Annotated in this window: 25 protein-coding genes; 7 read left to right on the top strand and 18 right to left on the bottom strand. The window is 31.2% G+C overall.

Annotation, left to right across the window (positions count from 1 at the left end):
- The coding region (locus tag V7056_RS08270) for a DUF4269 domain-containing protein (RefSeq protein ID WP_499700965.1) at window positions 1-413 on the top strand (413 nt) is incomplete at its 5' end.
- Window positions 414-504: 91 nt separating this feature from the next.
- Here the strand turns inward: V7056_RS08270 and V7056_RS08265 are convergent.
- From V7056_RS08265 to V7056_RS08220, 10 genes are all read right to left on the bottom strand, one after another.
- Window positions 505-963 carry a hypothetical protein gene (locus V7056_RS08265; protein WP_499700963.1) on the bottom strand — a complete coding sequence of 153 codons (459 nt, stop codon included), beginning with the start codon at window positions 961-963 and terminating at the stop codon, window positions 505-507.
- 124 nt (window positions 964-1,087) lie between these two features.
- The gene (locus tag V7056_RS08260) at window positions 1,088-2,485 is read right to left on the bottom strand and encodes a HAMP domain-containing sensor histidine kinase (protein WP_499700961.1); all 1,398 of its coding nucleotides are present in this window, start codon (window positions 2,483-2,485) and stop codon (window positions 1,088-1,090) included.
- Between the two features lie 14 nt (window positions 2,486-2,499).
- Window positions 2,500-3,168: a response regulator transcription factor gene (locus tag V7056_RS08255; RefSeq protein ID WP_464959247.1), complete on the bottom strand. Its 669-nt coding sequence runs from the start codon at window positions 3,166-3,168 to the stop codon at window positions 2,500-2,502.
- Between the two features lie 276 nt (window positions 3,169-3,444).
- Window positions 3,445-3,906: a Gmad2 immunoglobulin-like domain-containing protein gene (locus V7056_RS08250; protein WP_499700959.1), complete on the bottom strand. Its 462-nt coding sequence runs from the start codon at window positions 3,904-3,906 to the stop codon at window positions 3,445-3,447.
- Between the two features lie 66 nt (window positions 3,907-3,972).
- Window positions 3,973-4,536: a nucleotidyltransferase family protein gene (locus V7056_RS08245; RefSeq protein ID WP_499700957.1), complete on the bottom strand. Its 564-nt coding sequence runs from the start codon at window positions 4,534-4,536 to the stop codon at window positions 3,973-3,975.
- Between the two features lie 85 nt (window positions 4,537-4,621).
- Entirely contained in the window at window positions 4,622-5,533 is a 912-nt protein-coding gene (locus V7056_RS08240) for an AEC family transporter (RefSeq protein ID WP_499700955.1), read from the bottom strand.
- Window positions 5,534-5,634: 101 nt separating this feature from the next.
- Window positions 5,635-6,036 carry a toxoflavin lyase-like VOC family protein gene (locus V7056_RS08235; protein WP_499700953.1) on the bottom strand — a complete coding sequence of 134 codons (402 nt, stop codon included), beginning with the start codon at window positions 6,034-6,036 and terminating at the stop codon, window positions 5,635-5,637.
- Window positions 6,037-6,170: 134 nt separating this feature from the next.
- Window positions 6,171-6,305, bottom strand: a complete 135-nt coding sequence (locus tag V7056_RS08230) for a hypothetical protein (protein ID WP_499700951.1) — start codon at window positions 6,303-6,305, stop codon at window positions 6,171-6,173.
- A 203-nt stretch (window positions 6,306-6,508) separates the two neighbouring features.
- Window positions 6,509-6,952 carry a DinB family protein gene (locus tag V7056_RS08225; RefSeq protein ID WP_499700949.1) on the bottom strand — a complete coding sequence of 148 codons (444 nt, stop codon included), beginning with the start codon at window positions 6,950-6,952 and terminating at the stop codon, window positions 6,509-6,511.
- 14 nt (window positions 6,953-6,966) lie between these two features.
- Window positions 6,967-7,392 carry a cytidine deaminase gene (locus V7056_RS08220; protein WP_499700948.1) on the bottom strand — a complete coding sequence of 142 codons (426 nt, stop codon included), beginning with the start codon at window positions 7,390-7,392 and terminating at the stop codon, window positions 6,967-6,969.
- Window positions 7,393-7,578: 186 nt separating this feature from the next.
- Here V7056_RS08220 and V7056_RS08215 point away from each other — a divergent pair, with 186 nt between their 5' ends.
- Window positions 7,579-8,115 (top strand): GNAT family N-acetyltransferase, encoded by a 537-nt coding sequence (locus V7056_RS08215; protein ID WP_499700946.1) that lies wholly within the window; start codon window positions 7,579-7,581, stop codon window positions 8,113-8,115.
- Window positions 8,116-8,420: 305 nt separating this feature from the next.
- Here the strand turns inward: V7056_RS08215 and V7056_RS08210 are convergent, their stop codons facing one another.
- Both V7056_RS08210 and V7056_RS08205 read right to left on the bottom strand, forming a co-directional pair.
- Window positions 8,421-9,188 carry an SDR family oxidoreductase gene (locus V7056_RS08210; protein WP_499700944.1) on the bottom strand — a complete coding sequence of 256 codons (768 nt, stop codon included), beginning with the start codon at window positions 9,186-9,188 and terminating at the stop codon, window positions 8,421-8,423.
- Between the two features lie 27 nt (window positions 9,189-9,215).
- The gene (locus V7056_RS08205; RefSeq protein ID WP_499700942.1) at window positions 9,216-10,505 is read right to left on the bottom strand and encodes an FAD-dependent oxidoreductase; all 1,290 of its coding nucleotides are present in this window, start codon (window positions 10,503-10,505) and stop codon (window positions 9,216-9,218) included.
- A gap of 39 nt (window positions 10,506-10,544) precedes the next feature.
- On the opposite strand from V7056_RS08205, the gene V7056_RS08200 reads away from it, so the two are divergent.
- Entirely contained in the window at window positions 10,545-11,306 is a 762-nt protein-coding gene (locus V7056_RS08200) for an MBL fold metallo-hydrolase (protein ID WP_499700940.1), read from the top strand.
- 290 nt (window positions 11,307-11,596) lie between these two features.
- Here the strand turns inward: V7056_RS08200 and V7056_RS08195 are convergent, their stop codons facing one another.
- A complete protein-coding gene (locus V7056_RS08195; protein WP_499700938.1) occupies window positions 11,597-11,893 on the bottom strand; it encodes a hypothetical protein in 297 nt (98 codons plus the stop codon).
- 690 nt (window positions 11,894-12,583) lie between these two features.
- Here V7056_RS08195 and V7056_RS08190 point away from each other — a divergent pair.
- A complete protein-coding gene (locus V7056_RS08190; RefSeq protein ID WP_499700936.1) occupies window positions 12,584-12,976 on the top strand; it encodes a YybH family protein in 393 nt (130 codons plus the stop codon).
- Window positions 12,977-13,070: 94 nt separating this feature from the next.
- Here the strand turns inward: V7056_RS08190 and V7056_RS08185 are convergent, their stop codons facing one another.
- Window positions 13,071-13,403 (bottom strand): YjcN family protein, encoded by a 333-nt coding sequence (locus tag V7056_RS08185; RefSeq protein ID WP_499700934.1) that lies wholly within the window; start codon window positions 13,401-13,403, stop codon window positions 13,071-13,073.
- A 345-nt stretch (window positions 13,404-13,748) separates the two neighbouring features.
- Window positions 13,749-14,297, bottom strand: a complete 549-nt coding sequence (locus V7056_RS08180; protein ID WP_499700932.1) for a hypothetical protein — start codon at window positions 14,295-14,297, stop codon at window positions 13,749-13,751.
- A gap of 284 nt (window positions 14,298-14,581) precedes the next feature.
- On the opposite strand from V7056_RS08180, the gene V7056_RS08175 reads away from it, so the two are divergent.
- Window positions 14,582-15,073, top strand: a complete 492-nt coding sequence (locus V7056_RS08175) for an ABC transporter permease (protein WP_499700930.1) — start codon at window positions 14,582-14,584, stop codon at window positions 15,071-15,073.
- 125 nt (window positions 15,074-15,198) lie between these two features.
- The gene (locus V7056_RS08170) at window positions 15,199-15,354 is read left to right on the top strand and encodes a hypothetical protein (RefSeq protein ID WP_499700928.1); all 156 of its coding nucleotides are present in this window, start codon (window positions 15,199-15,201) and stop codon (window positions 15,352-15,354) included.
- Window positions 15,355-15,403: 49 nt separating this feature from the next.
- Here the strand turns inward: V7056_RS08170 and V7056_RS08165 are convergent, their stop codons facing one another.
- The 3 genes from V7056_RS08165 to V7056_RS08155 form a co-directional block, all read right to left on the bottom strand.
- Window positions 15,404-16,402 (bottom strand): LCP family protein, encoded by a 999-nt coding sequence (locus V7056_RS08165; protein WP_499700926.1) that lies wholly within the window; start codon window positions 16,400-16,402, stop codon window positions 15,404-15,406.
- 253 nt (window positions 16,403-16,655) lie between these two features.
- Complete coding sequence (locus tag V7056_RS08160) at window positions 16,656-18,029, bottom strand: sensor histidine kinase (protein ID WP_499700924.1); 1,374 nt, start codon at window positions 18,027-18,029, stop codon at window positions 16,656-16,658.
- 27 nt (window positions 18,030-18,056) lie between these two features.
- Window positions 18,057-18,698: a response regulator transcription factor gene (locus V7056_RS08155; RefSeq protein WP_499700969.1), complete on the bottom strand. Its 642-nt coding sequence runs from the start codon at window positions 18,696-18,698 to the stop codon at window positions 18,057-18,059.
- 196 nt (window positions 18,699-18,894) lie between these two features.
- Between V7056_RS08155 and V7056_RS08150 the strand changes: the two genes are divergently transcribed.
- Window positions 18,895-19,308, top strand: a 414-nt coding sequence (locus tag V7056_RS08150; RefSeq protein WP_499700967.1) for a metallophosphoesterase, incomplete at its 3' end; no start/stop codon positions are given.

Below are 19,308 nucleotides of genomic sequence, written 5' to 3'. Positions count from 1 at the left end.
CAATACCGATTGGAATTGATATAGAGGATTCAGATTTAGATATTATTATTGAAGTATGGGATTTTATACATTTTGAAAAGATGATTAGAAATTTATATAGCTTGCAAAATAACTTTAAATTATCACATTCAATTATCAGAGATGTTCCAGCCATAACTGTAAACTTCAAATTTGATGAATTTGAAATTGAAATATATGCTCAAGCAACACCAGTTCAAAAACAAAATGCATATATTCATATGGTCATTGAGCATCTGATAATGGAGCATTCTCCAAATATAAGAAGCGAAGTAATTCATCTAAAAAAACAGGGATATAAAACAGAGCCTGCTTTATGTAAAATTTTAGGCTTAGATGGTGATCCGTATGATTCATTAATTGAGTATGGTAAAAAGATGATAAATTATATATAAGAAGGTATGACCAAAAGTCACCTTCTTTAGATTTCTTCATTCATCAAAAAAACTCTCTATCAATCAGAACATTGATAGAGAGTTTCCTACATTAAATAGAAGTCAATTCAGAGCTTTTCAGTAACTCAATTCGTACTTTTGATATGTCTTTTTCATCCACATATGTAGACAGTTTCCAATTTGGAGCTAATGTGTTTTTAACAGTTTCTACTGCTTCACTTGAAAGAATGATACCTTCAATTGCAGTTCCTTTGTCATCATAATCCTTTTCTACTTCGATTCCATATTTAAGTCTTAATAAGGTCATTAATGACCCTTTTGTTAAAAACTTAATGTGGTAACCTTCGTTAAGAATTCTTTGGAATTCCTCTTCACTTTGTTTAAATAGATCTACTAAAGCCTCCCAATCTGGCATACCTTTTCCAAATTGGTTAAGAAATTCATAATTTTCTTCTTTCAAAACGGTTATTAATTGGTTATTCTCAACACCTTCACTACGCAGTCTTTCGATCATAATTGCGTAATTAATTGCGATTCTTAATTGGTTCATAAATCCTTCTCCTCTCAATTTAAAGAATTTTCATTTTATTCAACTTTACCATAAACAGTATGTAGAAACTATGTATATGTATTTCTAAACTTATACACAAAAAAGACTTGTTCGTAAACAAGTCTTATTCGAAAGGATATACAGCAAGTGTAATAATCGCAGTTGTTCCTTCGCCATATTCACTTGTAATTTCCAGACCTCCACCATAGTCATCAATTAGGTTTTTAGCAATTGAAAGTCCTAATCCATTTCCACCGTTTGCTCTGCTTCTTGCCTTATCGGCTCTATAAAATCGATCGAAAATATGTTTTATATCTTCTTCAGAAATACCTATCCCATTATCTGTAACACGGATCTGAATGTGTTGGTCACTCTGATTTACTAAGATATTGATTTTTGTTTCATCCTTACTATATTTCACTGCATTATCGAATAAAATGATTAAAACTTGCATTAAATGTTCTCGAGTAATATTCGCTTGATCAATAGTCTCATTTTCTTGAACATAATCAATCTTCATATCTTCATGTAATAATCGATAGTTATTTATTATCTCATGTACAACCTCTAAGACATTGCAAGGTTCAAATTTAATAATCTCTTCATTACCCTTTTCAAGTTTAGATAATTGTAAAAGTTCATTCGTTAAGATAATCATTCGGTTTGTTTCATTAATACATGTATTCAAAGAATCTTCTAGAACTTTTTTATCTTTTTTACCCCAGCGATTGACAAGGGATAAGTGACCATGAATAATTGCCAAAGGTGTTCTCAACTCATGCGAAGCATCTTCTACAAATCGTTTTTGTCTTGTAATTGATGCTTCTAACTCGTCCATCATTTTATTAAAGATTAAACCTAGTTCTGACAATTCATCATTTATTTCACCAACAAAGACTCGCTCTTTTAATTGGTTATTTTTAATTTTCAACATCGTATGATTTAAATTTTTAATTGGCATTAATAATTTTTTAGATAAAAACCAACCACTTATTATACTTAAGATCAGTGAAAAGATTGTACCAAAAATTAGAATAAAGAAGGATTCCTTCACAAACTTTGAAAAGATTTCAACGTTTATTGCAACTTCTAATATTCCATGGAATTTCCCATAATGCAGTGCTTTACTTGCAATCAAGATTTCTTGATTGTGTAATCTATATTGCCTAAACTGACCAACACTATTTTTATCAATATCTATTTTTGGCATTTTTTGTGATACGGTATAAATCACTTTTCCGTCAGTATCTAATAATCGAATCATTTCATTATTTTGAATGATTTTTTCGAAATAATGTCTAGTATCCATAATAAAGGTTTCATTTGATTGTTTTTTATTATACTCTTCGTCCATATAAGCTACAGTTTCAGTTAATCGTTTTTCAATTCTGTGGTGTTGCTGATTGATAATTGAAACCTGTATTAGGAATAGTTGAATAATATTACATAATGTAAAAATGAAAACCATAAGCAAAACGATTGTTATCGTTATTTTCCATCTAATAGAAAGCTTATTGAACAAACTGAATTTCACCTCTACATTCTCATTACATACCCTGTACCTCTTACAGTGTGTATATACGTATTGTTCTTATCATCTAGTTTTGTTCTTAAATAACTAATATAAACATCTACAACATTTGTTTCAATTGTAGAGCCATAACCCCATACTGTTTCTAGTAAAATTTCTCTAGTTAAAACTCTGTTTACATTACTCATTAACAAATATAGTAAATCGAACTCTTTTTTCGTTAAATCAATAATTGTATCTTCTTTTTTTACAACTCTTGCCGCAGAATCTAAAGATAAATCTTTAAATTTTAAACAATGTATTTTTGTTGAACGATCTATTCGTCTAAATATTGCACGCATATGAGCAAGTAGCTCTTCAATGACAAATGGTTTTGAAATATAATCGTCAGCACCACTATCAAGACCTGAAATACGATCAAATACACTATCACGTGCAGTAATCATGATGATTGGTGTATCTTTGTGAGCTCGTATTCTTCTACATACTTCTATTCCACTTAAATTTGGGAGCATCAAATCAAGTAGGATTAAATCATACTCATTCTCTATTGCTTGGTTTAATCCTTCTCTTCCATCATTTGAAATATGAACTTCATTTCCCTCATACTCCAATTCTAATCTAATAAAATTCGCTAATTCTTTTTCATCTTCTATAATTAATATTTTTTTCATTTATTTTATCCCTCATTTTTTTTATAATAACACTTATAAAATCTTTCTTTGTATTTAATAAGCATATCTGTAAAAAATGAAAACGAACTTACACCTTTTTTAAAATTTCATTAGAGTTTCGTTAGAAATTTTTAATAAAACTAAACAACCTAGTTTATGTAACAATTTGCATTCTACTCATTTTATCATTAATTCATAATGAAAATTGATTCCAGATATGATGATTTCTTTACATTAAACCAAAAAAGACTTTAGCGTTTAGCTAAAGTCTTTCTATTATCTTTCAAAATTTGCAAATTCAACCGGGATATTTAGTTCATTTTCTGCTGTACCATCTTTAGCACTCGCAACATAAATCGTTAACACACCATTTGGGCTTGATGGTTGGTTATGACTAATCCTTATGTTAAAGCTTCCCCAATCAGGAGCACCTCTATCTGCCATAACACTTCCTTCAGCTAATACGTTATGCCCATCTTCCAAACGATACTTAAACATCGCTTCAAATACACTCGCGGTTCCTTCTACTTCAAAAACATTATTTACAGTTTCTTCTCTAACGATTGAAGTAACTTTAAAAACTTCATTTTCAGCTAAGATTTTATCCTCAACTGCTGGTTTCTTATCCTTATCTTCCACCGTTACCTTCCCATCCTTTTTACCATTGTCATTTGTTTGACAACCTGATATACAAAGAATGCTTACAATTGCCAAACTAATGAACAAATGTTTTTTCATTACATAGCCCCCCTAATTATCTTATTAAAAACTGATTCAAATAGTTCTAAGACATATTCTTTATTTTTAATAGGTTTCTTCTATTTGTAACAGAGGCCACTTTTGTTTCCAATTTTTCTGAAGTAAGCGTCCTTCAAATATTTCAATAGCCTCTATGCTATTTGGTGAAGGTTTTATGATACCATTAATTGCATCATCTATTCCACATGGCGCTGTTAAAATGATTTCATCCCTCTCATTTAGTTTTACACCAAGTGCTGTTGCAGTTTCTGGAAACTTTGAAATAGCATCAACACATGATTGATAAGGTTGGATATTATTTTTCAAGTGCATTCTTGCTTCATTTTTAACAGACCAAGGAATATCCATTTTTAAGTCCTTTAATATCTCTTCATATTTCTTTTCAATTGATTCATCTAAATTTGTAGGATCAAAATAAATAACATCAATATCTTCAAGTCTTGTTCTTTTTTCGTATCCGTGTAAATTGTCCCAAATTTTAGAGCGCACAAAGCCTGCACAAATCCACCATTCTGGAAGTTGTAACGCTTTTGCAGTTTTTAATATGTCCATCATCCACACATCATCTTTGATTAACTTCATAATATCATCTTCGGTTTTACAAGCCATATTAAACTCCTTTTGAACATGTCCCTTTTATGATTAAAACATAAAGTTCAAAGTGATTTGTCTTAAAGTGTACAACACTTTGAACTTAAAAAAGAATACCGGAAAGTTGAATAACAATTGGTAAAGTGACACTACTAATGATTGTAGAAGATATCACTGTTTGTGCTGCAAAACTAGCGTGTGGTCCTTTGAAGGATAATAATGCACTATTTCTCGAACTTGGAAAAGCACTTCCAATAAATAATGCTTTTGCAACGACACCTTCAAATCCAAAAATTAATATGATTCCGTATGCTAATAATGGCGCACCAATTAATCTTAGAAAATTACTGAGTCCTAAATTTGCCCAATCAATTTTATTACCAGATTCCGCTAATTGAGCACCTAAAGTTATTAATGCAAAAGGTGCAAAAGCAGCTGTAATCGGATCAAAAACTGAAACAATCCCATCAGATAATTCCACCTGAGATAACTGGAGGATAAACCCTAATACCACACTATATAAGATTGGAAGTTTTAACATTTTTATGATTGCTTCCTTCATCTTTACAGTTGCTTCTGCATTATAAATTCCAACAGTAAATGTCATGATATTTTGAAACAGGACGATTAAGACTCCTATACTCATTGCAAATGGATCATTTTTAAATACCAAAGCATTAACTGGCAGGCCTAAATTACCGGAATTATTTAATGCAATACTATTGGCAAATGCACCTCTCATACTTGGCTCAATGCCTCTTATTCTACAAGCTATTAATGAAACAAAAGACATTAAGGCATACTGAACCATCAAAAATAGCAGAATGCTTCCTGCTACTCCGCCAGATAAAGGACTACTATACATTTTCATAAATACAGCAACGGGTAAAAATAAATAGACTAATAGAGTCGTTAATGTGCCTAAGTGCAATTTGAAAATCTTGTTAAATATATAACCTATTATGACATAAAAAAATAATGGTACCATGACTTCTAATATTAAATGAATAAACACTTTTTACCCCTTCTTTCAGGTACTTCATTATATAGTGATAAGATTTTCGAATATGCTATTTTGGCAAAAGAAAAAAGTACTATTATAAATAACCAAATCATCTATATATGTAAAATGTCTACTTTGCCAAACTCATCAACTTCAATTACTTTTTCATGGTCAATAGTTATGACAACGGGAAAACATCTTGAGCGTTTATCTGAAAATATCCATCTTCTATTTTGTGGACCAAGTAAGAGAAAACAGCCTTCCTTGCCCATAAAGTTTAACGACTCAGTTAAGTCATTTCCATCTCTTACCTCTATTCCATTTGCAATTAACTGATTTCCAACAGACATAACATCTGTCGTTGTAACATTAATTTCACTTATATTTAGTATTGAGTTTGCCGAGAAGGCATCATTACTCTCTACCGAAACAGAATGCCTTGAAATAAATTCGACTATGTTTCCAGATGGGTCTATAAAATAAAAAGAATGTGCATCTAAAAACTTGAAATACACTTCATCCATCCCATCTTCCACTGTAAGAGTAACTTTTAATTTTGCCCAGTATTTAGCCTCCTGAAATCGATTGGAAGGAATATTAAACGCAAAATGATAAAAAGGTTTCGTTTCTTTTTTTGTATCTAAAAATTCTAGTAAGCTGCTTCCAACTTGAATAGCAAATGATTTTCATTGGATGTAACCAACTGAAAACCTAGTACATAATCATAAAAATGCCTTGTCTCATTCAGTTTACTAGTATGAATTGTTACTTTATTAATTTCCATTGGACTCCTCCTCAAATTTGTATCTTTGCGTTTTCTAAACTAATTTTATAAAAGACTATAATAATAATTACATGGCAATGAAGTGTTTTATTCGATTTCACTTTCACCTGAAAATATATTAAATAGGTTTTGATGAATTTAACTAGTATTTAGGTCAAAAGAGATAAAAAAAGCATCGGAGAGAACGCCGAAGCCTTTTAAAATTATATAACATCTAAGATTTGTTTTTGATGATGTAAATCATGCTCTATAAATCCGCCCAAATATTGAAGTGTCGTTAATTTGCGATAGAAAGTTTTTTGTAGTTTTTGGACATCTAAATTCTCTATACACTCAATCAATTTATGTCGATTCCGTGTAAATTCATTCAAAATCGTTTCTTTTGAATGATTTCTAGCATATTCAGCAGCAGTAGTATTGAACTTTTCTACATCAGGGCTAATTGGTAAATCTTCATTTTCAATGGCTAATCGCTGTTCTATAATGTATGAATCCCACGCACTTAAATGAGAGATTATTTCAGCAACAGTCCATTTATTTACTGCAATTGGTTTTCGCCATTTTTCTTCTGACAGTGCATTTAATGAATGAACCCATACGCTCATTTGACCATTGTGCTTTAATAATTCTTCTTTTGTAATTGGCACCCTTTTTCCTCCATTTAACTCTCTCTTTTATACTTCAATGGAATCAGTTCATGAATCCTCACTTTGACAATTTCATCATTATCTTGAATAATTACAAAACAATTTGATGAGTAATCAGAAATTAGTTCCCTACACATTCCGCATGGACTTACAACTTTTATTTCTCTATTTACTTCGTCTGAATATGGATGTCTTACGGCTACGATTGTATCAAACCCTTTATCCCCATCAGAGATTGCCTTTCCGATCGTAATGGCTTCAGCACAAACTGATACCCTACCGATATATGCCTCTATATGTACTGCTGAAACAATCTTTCCCGATTTTGTACGAATTGCAGCTCCTACATGATGCTTATCATCTTCGTATAATGAAATGATTTTTTCTTTTGCAGCCTCTATTAATTCAAAATCTTCCTGTTTTAGTTGATACTTTTCCATTGAATATCCTTCTTTCATTGCAAGATCTAGTGATTGATAATATTTTTTGGTTACTATTATTTATGGATGTTAACTCTTTATTTATTTCTTCATTAGGGTAAACAGTCCTCTTTTTCATATCGGTTATAGAGGATTTCAATTTACAAAAAATGAATTACAACTTGTTAGGATATAAGGGGGATAATGATGATTTTTCAAAATGGTCAATTAAAGGTACGAATAATCAATAAAAATGACATACCATTTATCGTTAAATGGTTATCAAATCAACATGTTCTTCAATATTATGAGGGCAGAGATAACCCATTTAATGAGGAAAAAGTTCGTTCTGTTTTTTTTAAAAAAGAAGAGTCAGTCACAATGTGTATTGTGGAATATGAAGATACTGAAATTGGATATATTCAATTTTATGAATTAGATGATGAAAGTAAGGTAGAGTATGGGTATAAGAATACTTCTGAAAAACTATACGGAATGGATCAATTTATCGGAGAGGTAGATTATTGGAATAAAGGAATTGGTAGCCAGCTTGTCACAGCAATGATTGATTATTTAACAAAGAAACTAAATGCTGACAAAATCGTTATGGATCCTCAAACATGGAATGAAAGGGCAATTGCTTGTTATATGAAATGTGGATTTAAAAAAGTGAAACTTCTTCCAAAACATGAATTTCATGAAGGTGAATTTAGAGACTGTTTTGTGATGGAATATTGTAGATGAAAAAAACGGTGCTTTAATTAATAGGTTCAGAAATAAAGTGCAATTTAGAGTCCTCACATTAAACGGAATGATTGGAACGGAAGGTGCTCGACTCCTATGGGAGATGCGGGAAGGTTGAGACCCCGGAGGCTCGCCGAGGAGGCTCAGCTCACGCCCCATGGAAAGCGAGCATCCTGAAGTGGAAATCAACACATACTCTTTTTATACAGTGCTTCTTTCGTTTCCATTTCTATTTTAAACTTACTTTTACTTTAGATATAAAAAAGGTCATATTCTTGGTTTTCACTAGAATATGACCCTTTTTATTATCTTCTAAATCCACCTTCTGAATGTAGGATTTGACCAGTAATCCATTCACCATCGTCACTGACTAAAAATTTTATTAACTTTGCCACATCTGTGGGCTCACCTATTCTACCAAATGGAAATGACGGAAGTAGATGTTCTTTGATTTCATCTGTCATCCAGCCTGTATTGGTTGGACCTGGATTTACAGCATTTACTGTAATGCCTAAATGTGCAACTTCAGCAGATAGGGTGATTGTTAATGCATCAATTGCACCCTTTGTTGTTGCATAGGCAAGTTCTCCTGGCATCGGTCCTTTAAATTGGCCAGATGTTAGATTGATAATTCTGCCACCTTTTTTATATTTAAAATGTCTAGCAAACAAGATACTTAATAATGTCGTAGCTCGAATATTTATATCATAATGATTGTTTAAGTCTTGAGCAGTTAAATTAGAAAAATCATTATTTGTAGAATAAGCAGCATTATTAATTAAAATACTCGGGTATCCAAGCTCGTTTATTATTTGTTGAAATAGTTGATTCGGTGCATCTTCTTTTGATAAATCAATTTCAAGAGATCCAACTCTTACGCCTTTTGCGATGCATTCATCTTTTAGTTTTTGAGGTTCATCTTGCTCGATTCCCCAAGGCATTTCTTGATCATAAGAGGTCCAATAGGTAAAAAAGATATCATACCCCGCGTCAGCTAATTGACGACAAATGGCAGCACCAATCCCATTTATTCTACTGGCACCAGTAATAATGGCTATTTTATTTTTAGTCATTCGTTTCTCCTCAAAATTTCTTCTTTTTTATTGGGTAAAGACTTGCTTTAATGGCTTTTCAGCAGGTCCTTCAAGAACCTCACCATAAATTGAAAATCTAGATCCATGACAAGGACAATCCCATGATTTTTCTCCATTATTCCATTCAACTTCACAGCCTAAATGGGTACATGTTGTATCAACACAATGAACCTTTCCATTTACATCTTTATACGCTCCCACTCGTTTCCCATCAAGCGATACAACAGATCCTTCATCATTATATAATTCTTCTATTTTTCTAGAAACTGGCTCTAGTTTCCCTTCAATTAAGTGTTTAGCCACGTCAATATTTTGCATCAAGAAATGCTTAATGCTAGGGTTAGCTTGAAATCTAGAAGGAGAGAATAATTCTGCATTTGGAGCGTCCTTTTCTAAAATTAAATTACTTATTAATTTGGCAGAAACAGTACCATTTGTCATTCCCCACTTACGGAAGCCAGTGGCAACATAAATATTATGATGATTTTCTGAATATCGACCAATGTAAGGAACGTTATCTAAAGTCACTAAGTCTTGTGTTGACCATCTATATTTCACATCTTCAATACCAAAGACTTCATCACCAAATTGTTTCAAATTCTCATAAAAACTCATTGTACGAGTTTCTACGCCAGTTTTATGTCCTTCTCCTCCAATTAACACTAATTCTTCATTATTATATTGGATTGTTCTTAGTGATCTTTTTGGATCTTCTGCACTTAAATACATTCCTTTAGGGAACGGTGATTTAAGTTTAGCTGCTAAAACGTATGAACGGTCTGCATGCATTTTTGCAAAAAACAATTTCATACCATCATAGAAAGGAAAATGAGATGCACTAACAACATGCTTACATTTAATTCTCTTTCCACTTTGCGTAATGACTTGTGCAATTTTCCCAGGCTCTACATCAATAGCAACAGTTTCCTCATATACACTTAATCCTTTTTCTATAGATTCCTTTAGCATGTGAATTAAATATTTTAATGGATGGAACTGTGCTTGATTTTTCATTGATATTGAAAATTTAGATTCTAAAGGTAAAGCTGTACTTTCAGAACTAGCAGAGTCGATTCCTAGTAAATCATAAGCTTTTAATTCTTTATGTAAATTATTTACATATTGATCTGAATTTGTATAAATAATCGCATCCTGAACTTCTAAATTACAGTCTATTTGATTATTAGCACTGTATTTTTTCACAAAATCCATGGCATCTTTTGAGGATTCATAATAGATTCTTGCCTTCTCTAGTCCAAAATTTTGAATTAACTCATCATAGATTAAACTTATCATATGTAATAAACACTAACTAAAGAAAAGGAGTTATATAATATGAATATTAAACAAATTCGTAATGCAACACTAATCGTTCAATATGCAGGGAAAAAGTTTTTAATTGATCCAATGTTAGCTGATAAAGGTACGTATCCACCTTTCCAAAATTCAATACGGCAGGATCAATTTAATCCTTTAGTTAATTTACCGACATCAATTGAAGATATTTTGAATGAAATAGATGCTGTGATTGTAACTCACCTACATTTAGATCATTTTGACGAGGTTGCGAAAGATGTGTTACCAAAAGATATAAAAATGTTTGTTCAAAACGAAGAAGATGCGATCGATGTCAGGAAGGATGGTTTCCAAAATGTGGAAGTATTGCAAGAGGATACGGTCTATGAGGGTATCCAATTAATCAAAACGAAGGGCGAGCATGGTAGAGGGGAAATATTAAAACGTACTGGTTTAGTCTGTGGTGTTGTTTTCAAACACCAATATGAAAAAACTTTATATGTTGCTGGAGATACAGTTTGGTATGCTGGAATCCAAGATGTGATTCATACAAATAAACCAGAAATTATTGCTGTAAATGGTGGAGATAATCAATTTTTCGAAGGCGGTTCTCTTGTCATGGGGAAAGAGGATATCTATGAATTGTCCCAGGCTGCCCCTAGTGCACAAATTATTGTTAGTCACATGGAAGCTGTAAATCATTGGACATTATCAAGAAAAGAATTAAGAAGATTTATTGATGAAAAAGGAATCTCTTCTTTTGTTTTAGTGCCAGAAGATGGTGAATCATACACATTTTAAGTGAAAAACCATCGTTAAATTATTCAAATGTTAATTTAAGTTAATCACGAGACCCTTTATGGGTCTTTTTTTAATTATCTTTCTTATTTTTGAATAAGCAAAAAAAATTACTTATTCAAGCTAAGTACAAATCGTCGTTCGATATTCAAATTGCCTACATTCTTCAATCGAACCCCCCAAAAAAACTCAGCCGTTATTCCACTTTATAATACAAGTGAACAACGGCTGAATAGTCTTTTTTTGATGTCTATTTATTGAAATCGTTCCGTCCAAAAAGTAGTTTTCATTCATTAAAAATAGTTCAGTAAGAATGTGATTGAAATAATCAAGCTATGAGGAATGATTGAAATATATAGTTGTTCTTTTTTGTTTCTCGCTTTAAATAAAAAATCGATACAATCCTCTATAATTCTAAATATAACTAAAAAGATGAAACATAAGAGCATGGCTATGGCTAGATTAGGTTCAAATAACTTTGTCATAATGGCTGATGTTAAAATGACCGAAACAACTAGTAAAATAAAGTATAAATCGCCCTTGTCTCTATTTTTATTGATCCATCTAAAAAATACTCTTGTAGTATCCATAATTTCTCCTCACAGAATATAGATTAATGATTTTACATACTTTTGAAATCTTTTAAAAACATTATATCTCATTTCTAATTAAAAATGAATATCATTCTCAATTAAATCTTTCTACAAACTTTGCTAAATTCGATTTCAAGGATTAAACGGTCTTTTGCTCTTCAGAATGATGTTAAAAAATTAAATATGTATATAAACCTCTCTCTAAAACATAGATGGACTAATTCCGAATAGATTATATAAAGGAGTGATTAAGATGACCTTACTTCGTTTATTAAAAGGGTTCCTTATTATCTTCATTCTGGTATTTCTCTTCATACAAATCTTTATCCATCGACCTTTAGTTCAATCGATCAAATTTGATCAAAAGAAGCCTCTTATTCTATCTAGTGAAGAAAACCATATAATTCAAGCATGGTTAAAATAAATCATCAAATTTAGAAACCTAGATGTGAGAATCTAGGCTTTTTTCTATTACACGCTAATGCTCAATATCTCGCTAGATAAAGATTGTTTTGGAAACCATTATGTCCTTTAGCGCTGTCTATTTTTAAAGGAAAGTTTCCCTTACAAAATAATATTCAGATTTTTACAAATTCTTATTATAAGTATAATATAATTGGAATAACTTGTATGTAATTTTCAAAATATCTTGTCTGTAAATTTGATCAAGTTTAGGAGGAGAATATGTTGGAACACGAATTGAAAGAGTTGATTAGGAAGTGTGATACGGCAATTAAACAAGAGGATTTCGATACCCTTCTGAATTATTATACTGAGGATGCAATCCTTGTTGTAAAACCAGATATGATCGCGCGAGGAAAAGAAGAAATCAAAAAAGCATTCATTGCCATTGCAAAATATTTTAACAACACGCTTATTCCGACAGAGGGTGAAATGATTATTTTAGAAGCTGGAGATACTGCATTAGTACTTTCCCAAACATTCCTTGAGGCAGACAAAAATGAATTGGCGTTATCGATGGAGAGAAATGCCACATATGTTTTCAAGAAAAACTCAAAAGGTGAATGGCTTTGTTCAATCGACAACTCTTATGGTACAGACTTATTGAAGGATAACTAAACTAATGTAATGCATAGTTCTTACTCTACTAATAGATTTAGTAGAGTAAGAACTTTTTTATTTTATAATAGATCTAACACAGGAAATCGAATGTTTAGGCATTCCCATAATAATTAGCCTTATAGATAAATCCCTTTTTTCGAACAATATAATTGGTAAAATACGAATCTATTGTACCTCCATTAGGCGCTTTTGTTAAAGAGTAACATTTCGCTTTTTCTTTCTTTAAGAATTCCTTGTCTAATCGATTATGTTCTTCATCATCAATGATTTCAGTTTGGATAGCTAAAATAGGATGACCATTAAAAAATACATGTGTTCTTAATGCCAAATCAGGCGAAGAATGTAAAACAATAAATAAAATGATAGGAGTAATGATAACAGGACTAAACATCAAAAATATTTCAGACCACTTTGTTTGAATCATAAGAACATCTCTTTATTACTAATATTTTCCATTTATTTGTAATTCTATAAGGCATTCAAAAATCCTTTTATTTTGTATCTACTTGAATTTTCACAGAAAAAAAGAGTTACATTGCAACTCTTAAACACTTATAAACGCTTTATTTCAATATCCAGTAATAGTTTAACTAGTCAATAGAATAGAAGACTAAATCACTTTTGACTAGTCTTAAGGTACGAAATGATATATTAACAGGAAATATATTATGATAGTTCTAATTCTATTTACGTCGAATCACTTTTTCATACATTCAATGTAATAGAAAAGAGCTGCAATTAATGCAACTCTCTTAATTAAATCATTCCACTATTCCTCTGTTATTATCTGTTTACCATTTTCATCAAAAAATTGATAGTCAAACTCATAGCTGTGATCGAAAGATTTTGGTAAATGATTTATTTCTAATAATAAAGCTGAAGGTTTTCCGATTTTCATTTCTTCCTCGACTTGTTTTATTCCATTTACTGATAATTTCAATTTAGCAATTTGATTAAAATTATTCGTAATGACTAGTATTCTATCTAAAGAAACATCCACAGTAAAAGTCGAGAGTGATTCATTAGATCTAAATTCTTTTTGTGTGACTTCATAGTTTCCAAATTCATTCTTAATAAAATGAATATATGCAGGATTGTTATTATACAGATAAGCAACAAATCGATCTTGCTTTGAATCAATCATTTTTATGATTTCAATTGAATCTTTCTTATTGTTCCAATCAACAGATTGGATCACCTTCTCTATATTTTCCTTATTATTTCCATTTACTATAAAGCTAGATTTTAAGAATAGGAACCATATATAAAATAGTAATATTAAACTGAATAGCATCTTATTTCTTTGCAACTTAGGCATCTTACTTCTCCTTTAAATTGTTAACTTGCGGTGTGTATTCATGTTTTTTAAAGAAGAAACCTTTAAAGCGACCATCCTAATTTTCACATGACTCCAAATGGAGTCGCGCACTTTTGTAAATTTATCATATCATAGACTATGATACTAAAATGGCATAATAACCATTAAAAGAATAAAAAATTATAATCGATGTAAAATATATACTCATAATCGTGGACAAGCATACAATCAATCCAAACTCCCCCTAATAAAATATAGTAGTTTATATAAGGGATGTGAACAGTTTGCCACCTAAACCGAAAAAACCAAATGATCCCAATGAAGAGAATATGAATATTGCTTCAGCCTTTAGAGCTGTCAATAATGCAAATCAAACTGTACCTGAAAACACTTTTGTAAAAGTAAACTACCAAATGGAACAGTTTGATTTAGCAAATGAGTATAATCCAGGTGCTTCAACATTTAGACCAAATAAGAATGGCGTATATTTAGTTTCTGCAACGATTTCTTTTGCTCCTAATAATACGAATGTTAATTATAGGGTCAGGATTGAAATTCGCGTAAATGGAAGACCCGCAATCGCTATTGACAACGATTTCTTTGGGCCAATAAACTTTGGAAATGTTGCTAATGTCTCAACGATTTTGAAACTAAGAGCAATGGATCAGGTTGAAATTTTTGCCCAAAGCAGTACTGCAGGTTTTATTGCAGTCAATGCAGATGGTCAGGCTAGTACTCATTTTGAAGCTGCGAGATTTCCATCTCCAACAAAATAAGGATTAAATTTTAAAAAGGACGATTAGCATAGCATACTATGTTATGCTAATCGTCCTTTCACGTAATCTTTACATATGATAAATCAAAGTAAGTAGCATACAATAACAAAAGGAGGTATTTCACTATGATTGGGAGCATCATTTTTTTTATTGGAATATTTGTCATCATCTTCATAATTGGTATGATTGGCAGGCCTTCTCGTGAACTTTCAGAACAGCAATTACAGGAATTAGAGCGTATTAAATCCAACGGGTTACCACCTGGAGATGGATCATCATAAGCAATTCTATAAACAATAAAAAAGCCTTCAAATTTGAAGACTTTTTCTTTTATTGGGCTGATTCTGTTATTTTTCCAACTGTATGTTCCGTAATCCCTAAGTGAATTTTAAATTTTGTAGTTATTTCATCGACACTTGCTTGATCTGCTACATAGTACCAGATGCCATTAATTAATTCATTTTTTCCAGTATAACTTAACGGTTCAATATGTGCTGTGATATCATCTGGTAGGCTGCGATATAGTTTGATTGCGTCACCTATGCCGATATTTGTACGAATGTTTTTGCTGAATTCTTTTGCATATGTATCTGTTTTTAAGATAGATTTTGGAGATTTTAGTTCATTTAAAATGGCAGCTAACACCTGTCTTTGACGCTCTTGTCGTCCAAAGTCATTATTTACGTCACGTTTTCTCATTCGAGAATATGCTAGCGCTTCTTGACCATTTAAATGCTGTATTCCCTTTGTAAAATAGACCTTTTCTCTAGGTACCGAATCGGTATGCTCCCAAAAATCAAATGGCACATCAACTGTTACCCCACCAACTTCATCTACAATGTTTTTAAACCCATCGAAATTGACAGTCACATAATAGTCAATTGGCACATGTAAAAAATTCTCAATCGTTTGTACCGTCGTTTGTATGCCACCTCTTGCATATGCACCATTAATTTTAGACGTAACATTAAAGTTCACAATATCAACATATGTATCTCTTGGCACGCTTAACGTTTTCAGCGTTTGATCTTTTGGATTATAAGTCGCTAATATGATGGCATCTGTTCTTCCATTAACTCCCTTTGTGACATAATCCTCCAGTCCTAAAAACAATATTGAAATTGGTTCTTCTTGAACATCAACCTCTACTTTTTCCGGTCTAATAATTGACTTAATTTCTTCACCTTGCGTAATTTTATTTAGTTCTGTATACGTAACATACCCTTTGTATCCAATAACTGCTAAGAGAATCAAACAAATTGATAGAATAATATATAACACTTTTCTATATTTTTTCTTCTTTTTTATGCTCTTTCTCGATATATCCATCTCACTCTGTTCTCCCTTAAAGTTCTTACTTTCGTATTAAATACTACATATAACTAGAAAATCCTTTAATTTGAAAATATGTATCCTGACATAAGAACTATTTAGAATTGAATCTAATATGGACTTTCCTCCTTATATATCGACGGACTGAGCAAGATTCTTGAATCTCTAAATTGAAAAATTGTGAAAGTTAGTGTATGAAGAAGATCTGTTACCATTGAAACAGATTGAATAAATAAAAGTAAAACCCCATTTATAAATGAGGTTTTTCTTTCTTTTTCTTTCTATAATGGATGGTAAACCTTATTTTCCCATCAGTGAGAGTTACATCATGTTTGAATTGATGACGATTAAGGATTGATTTAACAATCGCTAAACCTAAACCTGTACCTGACATATTTTTATTCCTAGAAGCTTCCATTACATAAAATGGTTCCCATACATTTTGAAGTTGTTCCGGATTATTGAATTTCGTATTGTTTTCTATATAAAATAAATATTCTTCTTCATTTTCTTTGAAGGAAATGAAAATCTCTTTATTCTCCGTATATTTAACTGCATTACTTAGAAGATTATCGATGACTCTCTCCATTTGACCCAGATCAGCTTCAACAAACACATGTTGTAATTCACTTTGATCTACATGCAATGTAATACTTGAACGATTTAATTCAATCTCATAATTTTGTATACACTGATTAACTAAATGGATGAAATCCACTTTCTGAATTTGTAATGTTTCTCTTTCAATTCGGGATAACAATAAAAGTTCGTCAATTAAATGATTGATATGATCTGTTTGCTTTAATATGGTTTCAACATAACTACCATCGTCAATCCCATCTTGAATCCCTACAGAATATGCTTTTATTAATGCTAGGGGTGTTTTTAATTCATGGGTGATATCCGAAATAAACCGTTTTAGATTTGCATTTCTTTCATTCAAATCCTCATGTGCTATTCGCAATTTTTCACTCATTTCATTAATACTCTCTGCAAGTTCTTCTATTTCATCATTAGTGTTAATGTCTACTTTTCTAAAGTCTAACTTGGCAATTTCTTTTGAAATATCCTTTAATTCCTTTAATGGGTCCGTAATTTTTTTTGACCAAATCCAAACCAAACTAATCAGAATCAAGATGAGTAAGATCATAATTGAAATCGTGAATTGGTTGACAATCTGTACCGCTTCACTCAAATACACAATTGAAACGCCAATTAAAATAAATTGTTGATCTTTTTGAATAAAATCAACTAAAAAACTTGATTTCAGCTTACCTTGGTCATATATTTTACTAACCTTTTTACCTTCTTTTACTTGTTGAATTGTATCTTCAGTCACCCAAAATTTGTTTAATGTTACTTTCTTTTGATTTAAGCTGTCTCGCAATGCCCCATTAAATTCATCATTATTTGAAGTTATTGGTTGTATTGCAATGGTCACATTATATTTCTTTTCATACTCAGTTACCGATTGATGCAAATCTTTCAACGACATCTCATTTAATTCATCTGAAATGTCATGTACATGGTTTTTCATTTGATAAAGATAATACTTCGGTAGTAAAAAAGAATTAAGTACAAAATACAAAACAAACACGAGCAATATACAACTTGTAATGATCATTGATATTTTTCTTCCTAAGCGGTTCATTTATTTTTTTTCGAAGCTATATCCTAAACCACGATGTGTTTGAATTAGCTCCTCACCTATTTTTTCACGCAATCTTCTAATATGTGTATCCACAGTTCTGTCATCACCTTCATAGTCAATGCCCCAAACTGTCATTAACAAATTTTCACGAGATAAGATTTTACCTTGATTTCGAATGAAACAACTGATTAAATCCATTTCCTTTTTCGTTAGGTTTAAATCAACATCATTTTTAAACACTTTTTTCGCTTGTAAATCGATTTTCAAATCCTCAAATGAAATAGATTGATCATCTTTAAGAAGTTTTTTTGCCCGCGTTAAGAGAATTCCTGGATGAAAAGGTTTCTTCACATAATCATCCGCTCCAATATTTAATGCAAACAATTCATCTTCAACCTCACTTTTGGCCGTTAGCATTAATACTTTTGTATCACCTTTTTGCTTTATTTCCTTACAAACACTCAATCCACTTACTTGAGGCATCATCCAATCTATCACTGCTAAATCAAGTTTTTCACGATAAAAAATGTCTAGCGCCTGCTCCCCATCTTCAGCTAAAAAAACTGTATATCCTTCCTTTTCAAAATACACTTTTAATATTTTCAACAGATCCAATTCGTCATCAGCAATTAATATATTTATGTTAAATTCCTCCTATTACATACTTACTTTTTAAATTCATTCTCAATTTGTCACTTTCATGTAACAAAGGCATTTTACAATCTTATCAAAGAGTTACAAAGTATTCTAGCGTTCTAATCAATACACTGAAGATACTTTTTTGTAATGCACATCATTTAATGAAGGATGGAATNNNNGAAGATTACTAGTTTTTACGATACTATTATTAATTTGTCCAATTTTACTGTTTTATTATTCAAGAAACATTGAACCAAAGTTATTAGATGTCAATCAATTCGTCATTGAATCCAAATCGGTATCTAGTGAATTAGATGGGTTTAAGATTGTTCAATTCAGTGATACTCACTTAGGATCAGATTATTCACTTCCTCAATTACAAGGTTTGGTTGAAAATATTAATAATCAAAATCCTGATTTGATCGTTTTCACAGGAGATTTAATTGATAATAGTGCACTCTTTAAAGAAAGAAATGAAATATCACCAATTTTAATGCAGCTCAAAGCGACATATGGAAAATATGCAATATACGGAAATCATGATGTGGGTGGTGCTGGAAAGACAGTTTATTCTCAAGTACTAGTGAATGCTGATTTTACGATTTTAGAAAAC

The sequence above is a fragment of the Bacillus sp. JJ664 genome (assembly GCF_036962205.1).
Classification (GTDB): Bacteria; Bacillota; Bacilli; order Bacillales; family Bacillaceae_G; genus Gottfriedia.
Note: the sequence above shows the minus strand (reverse complement) of the source record. Positions and strands in the feature narration are given on the sequence as shown.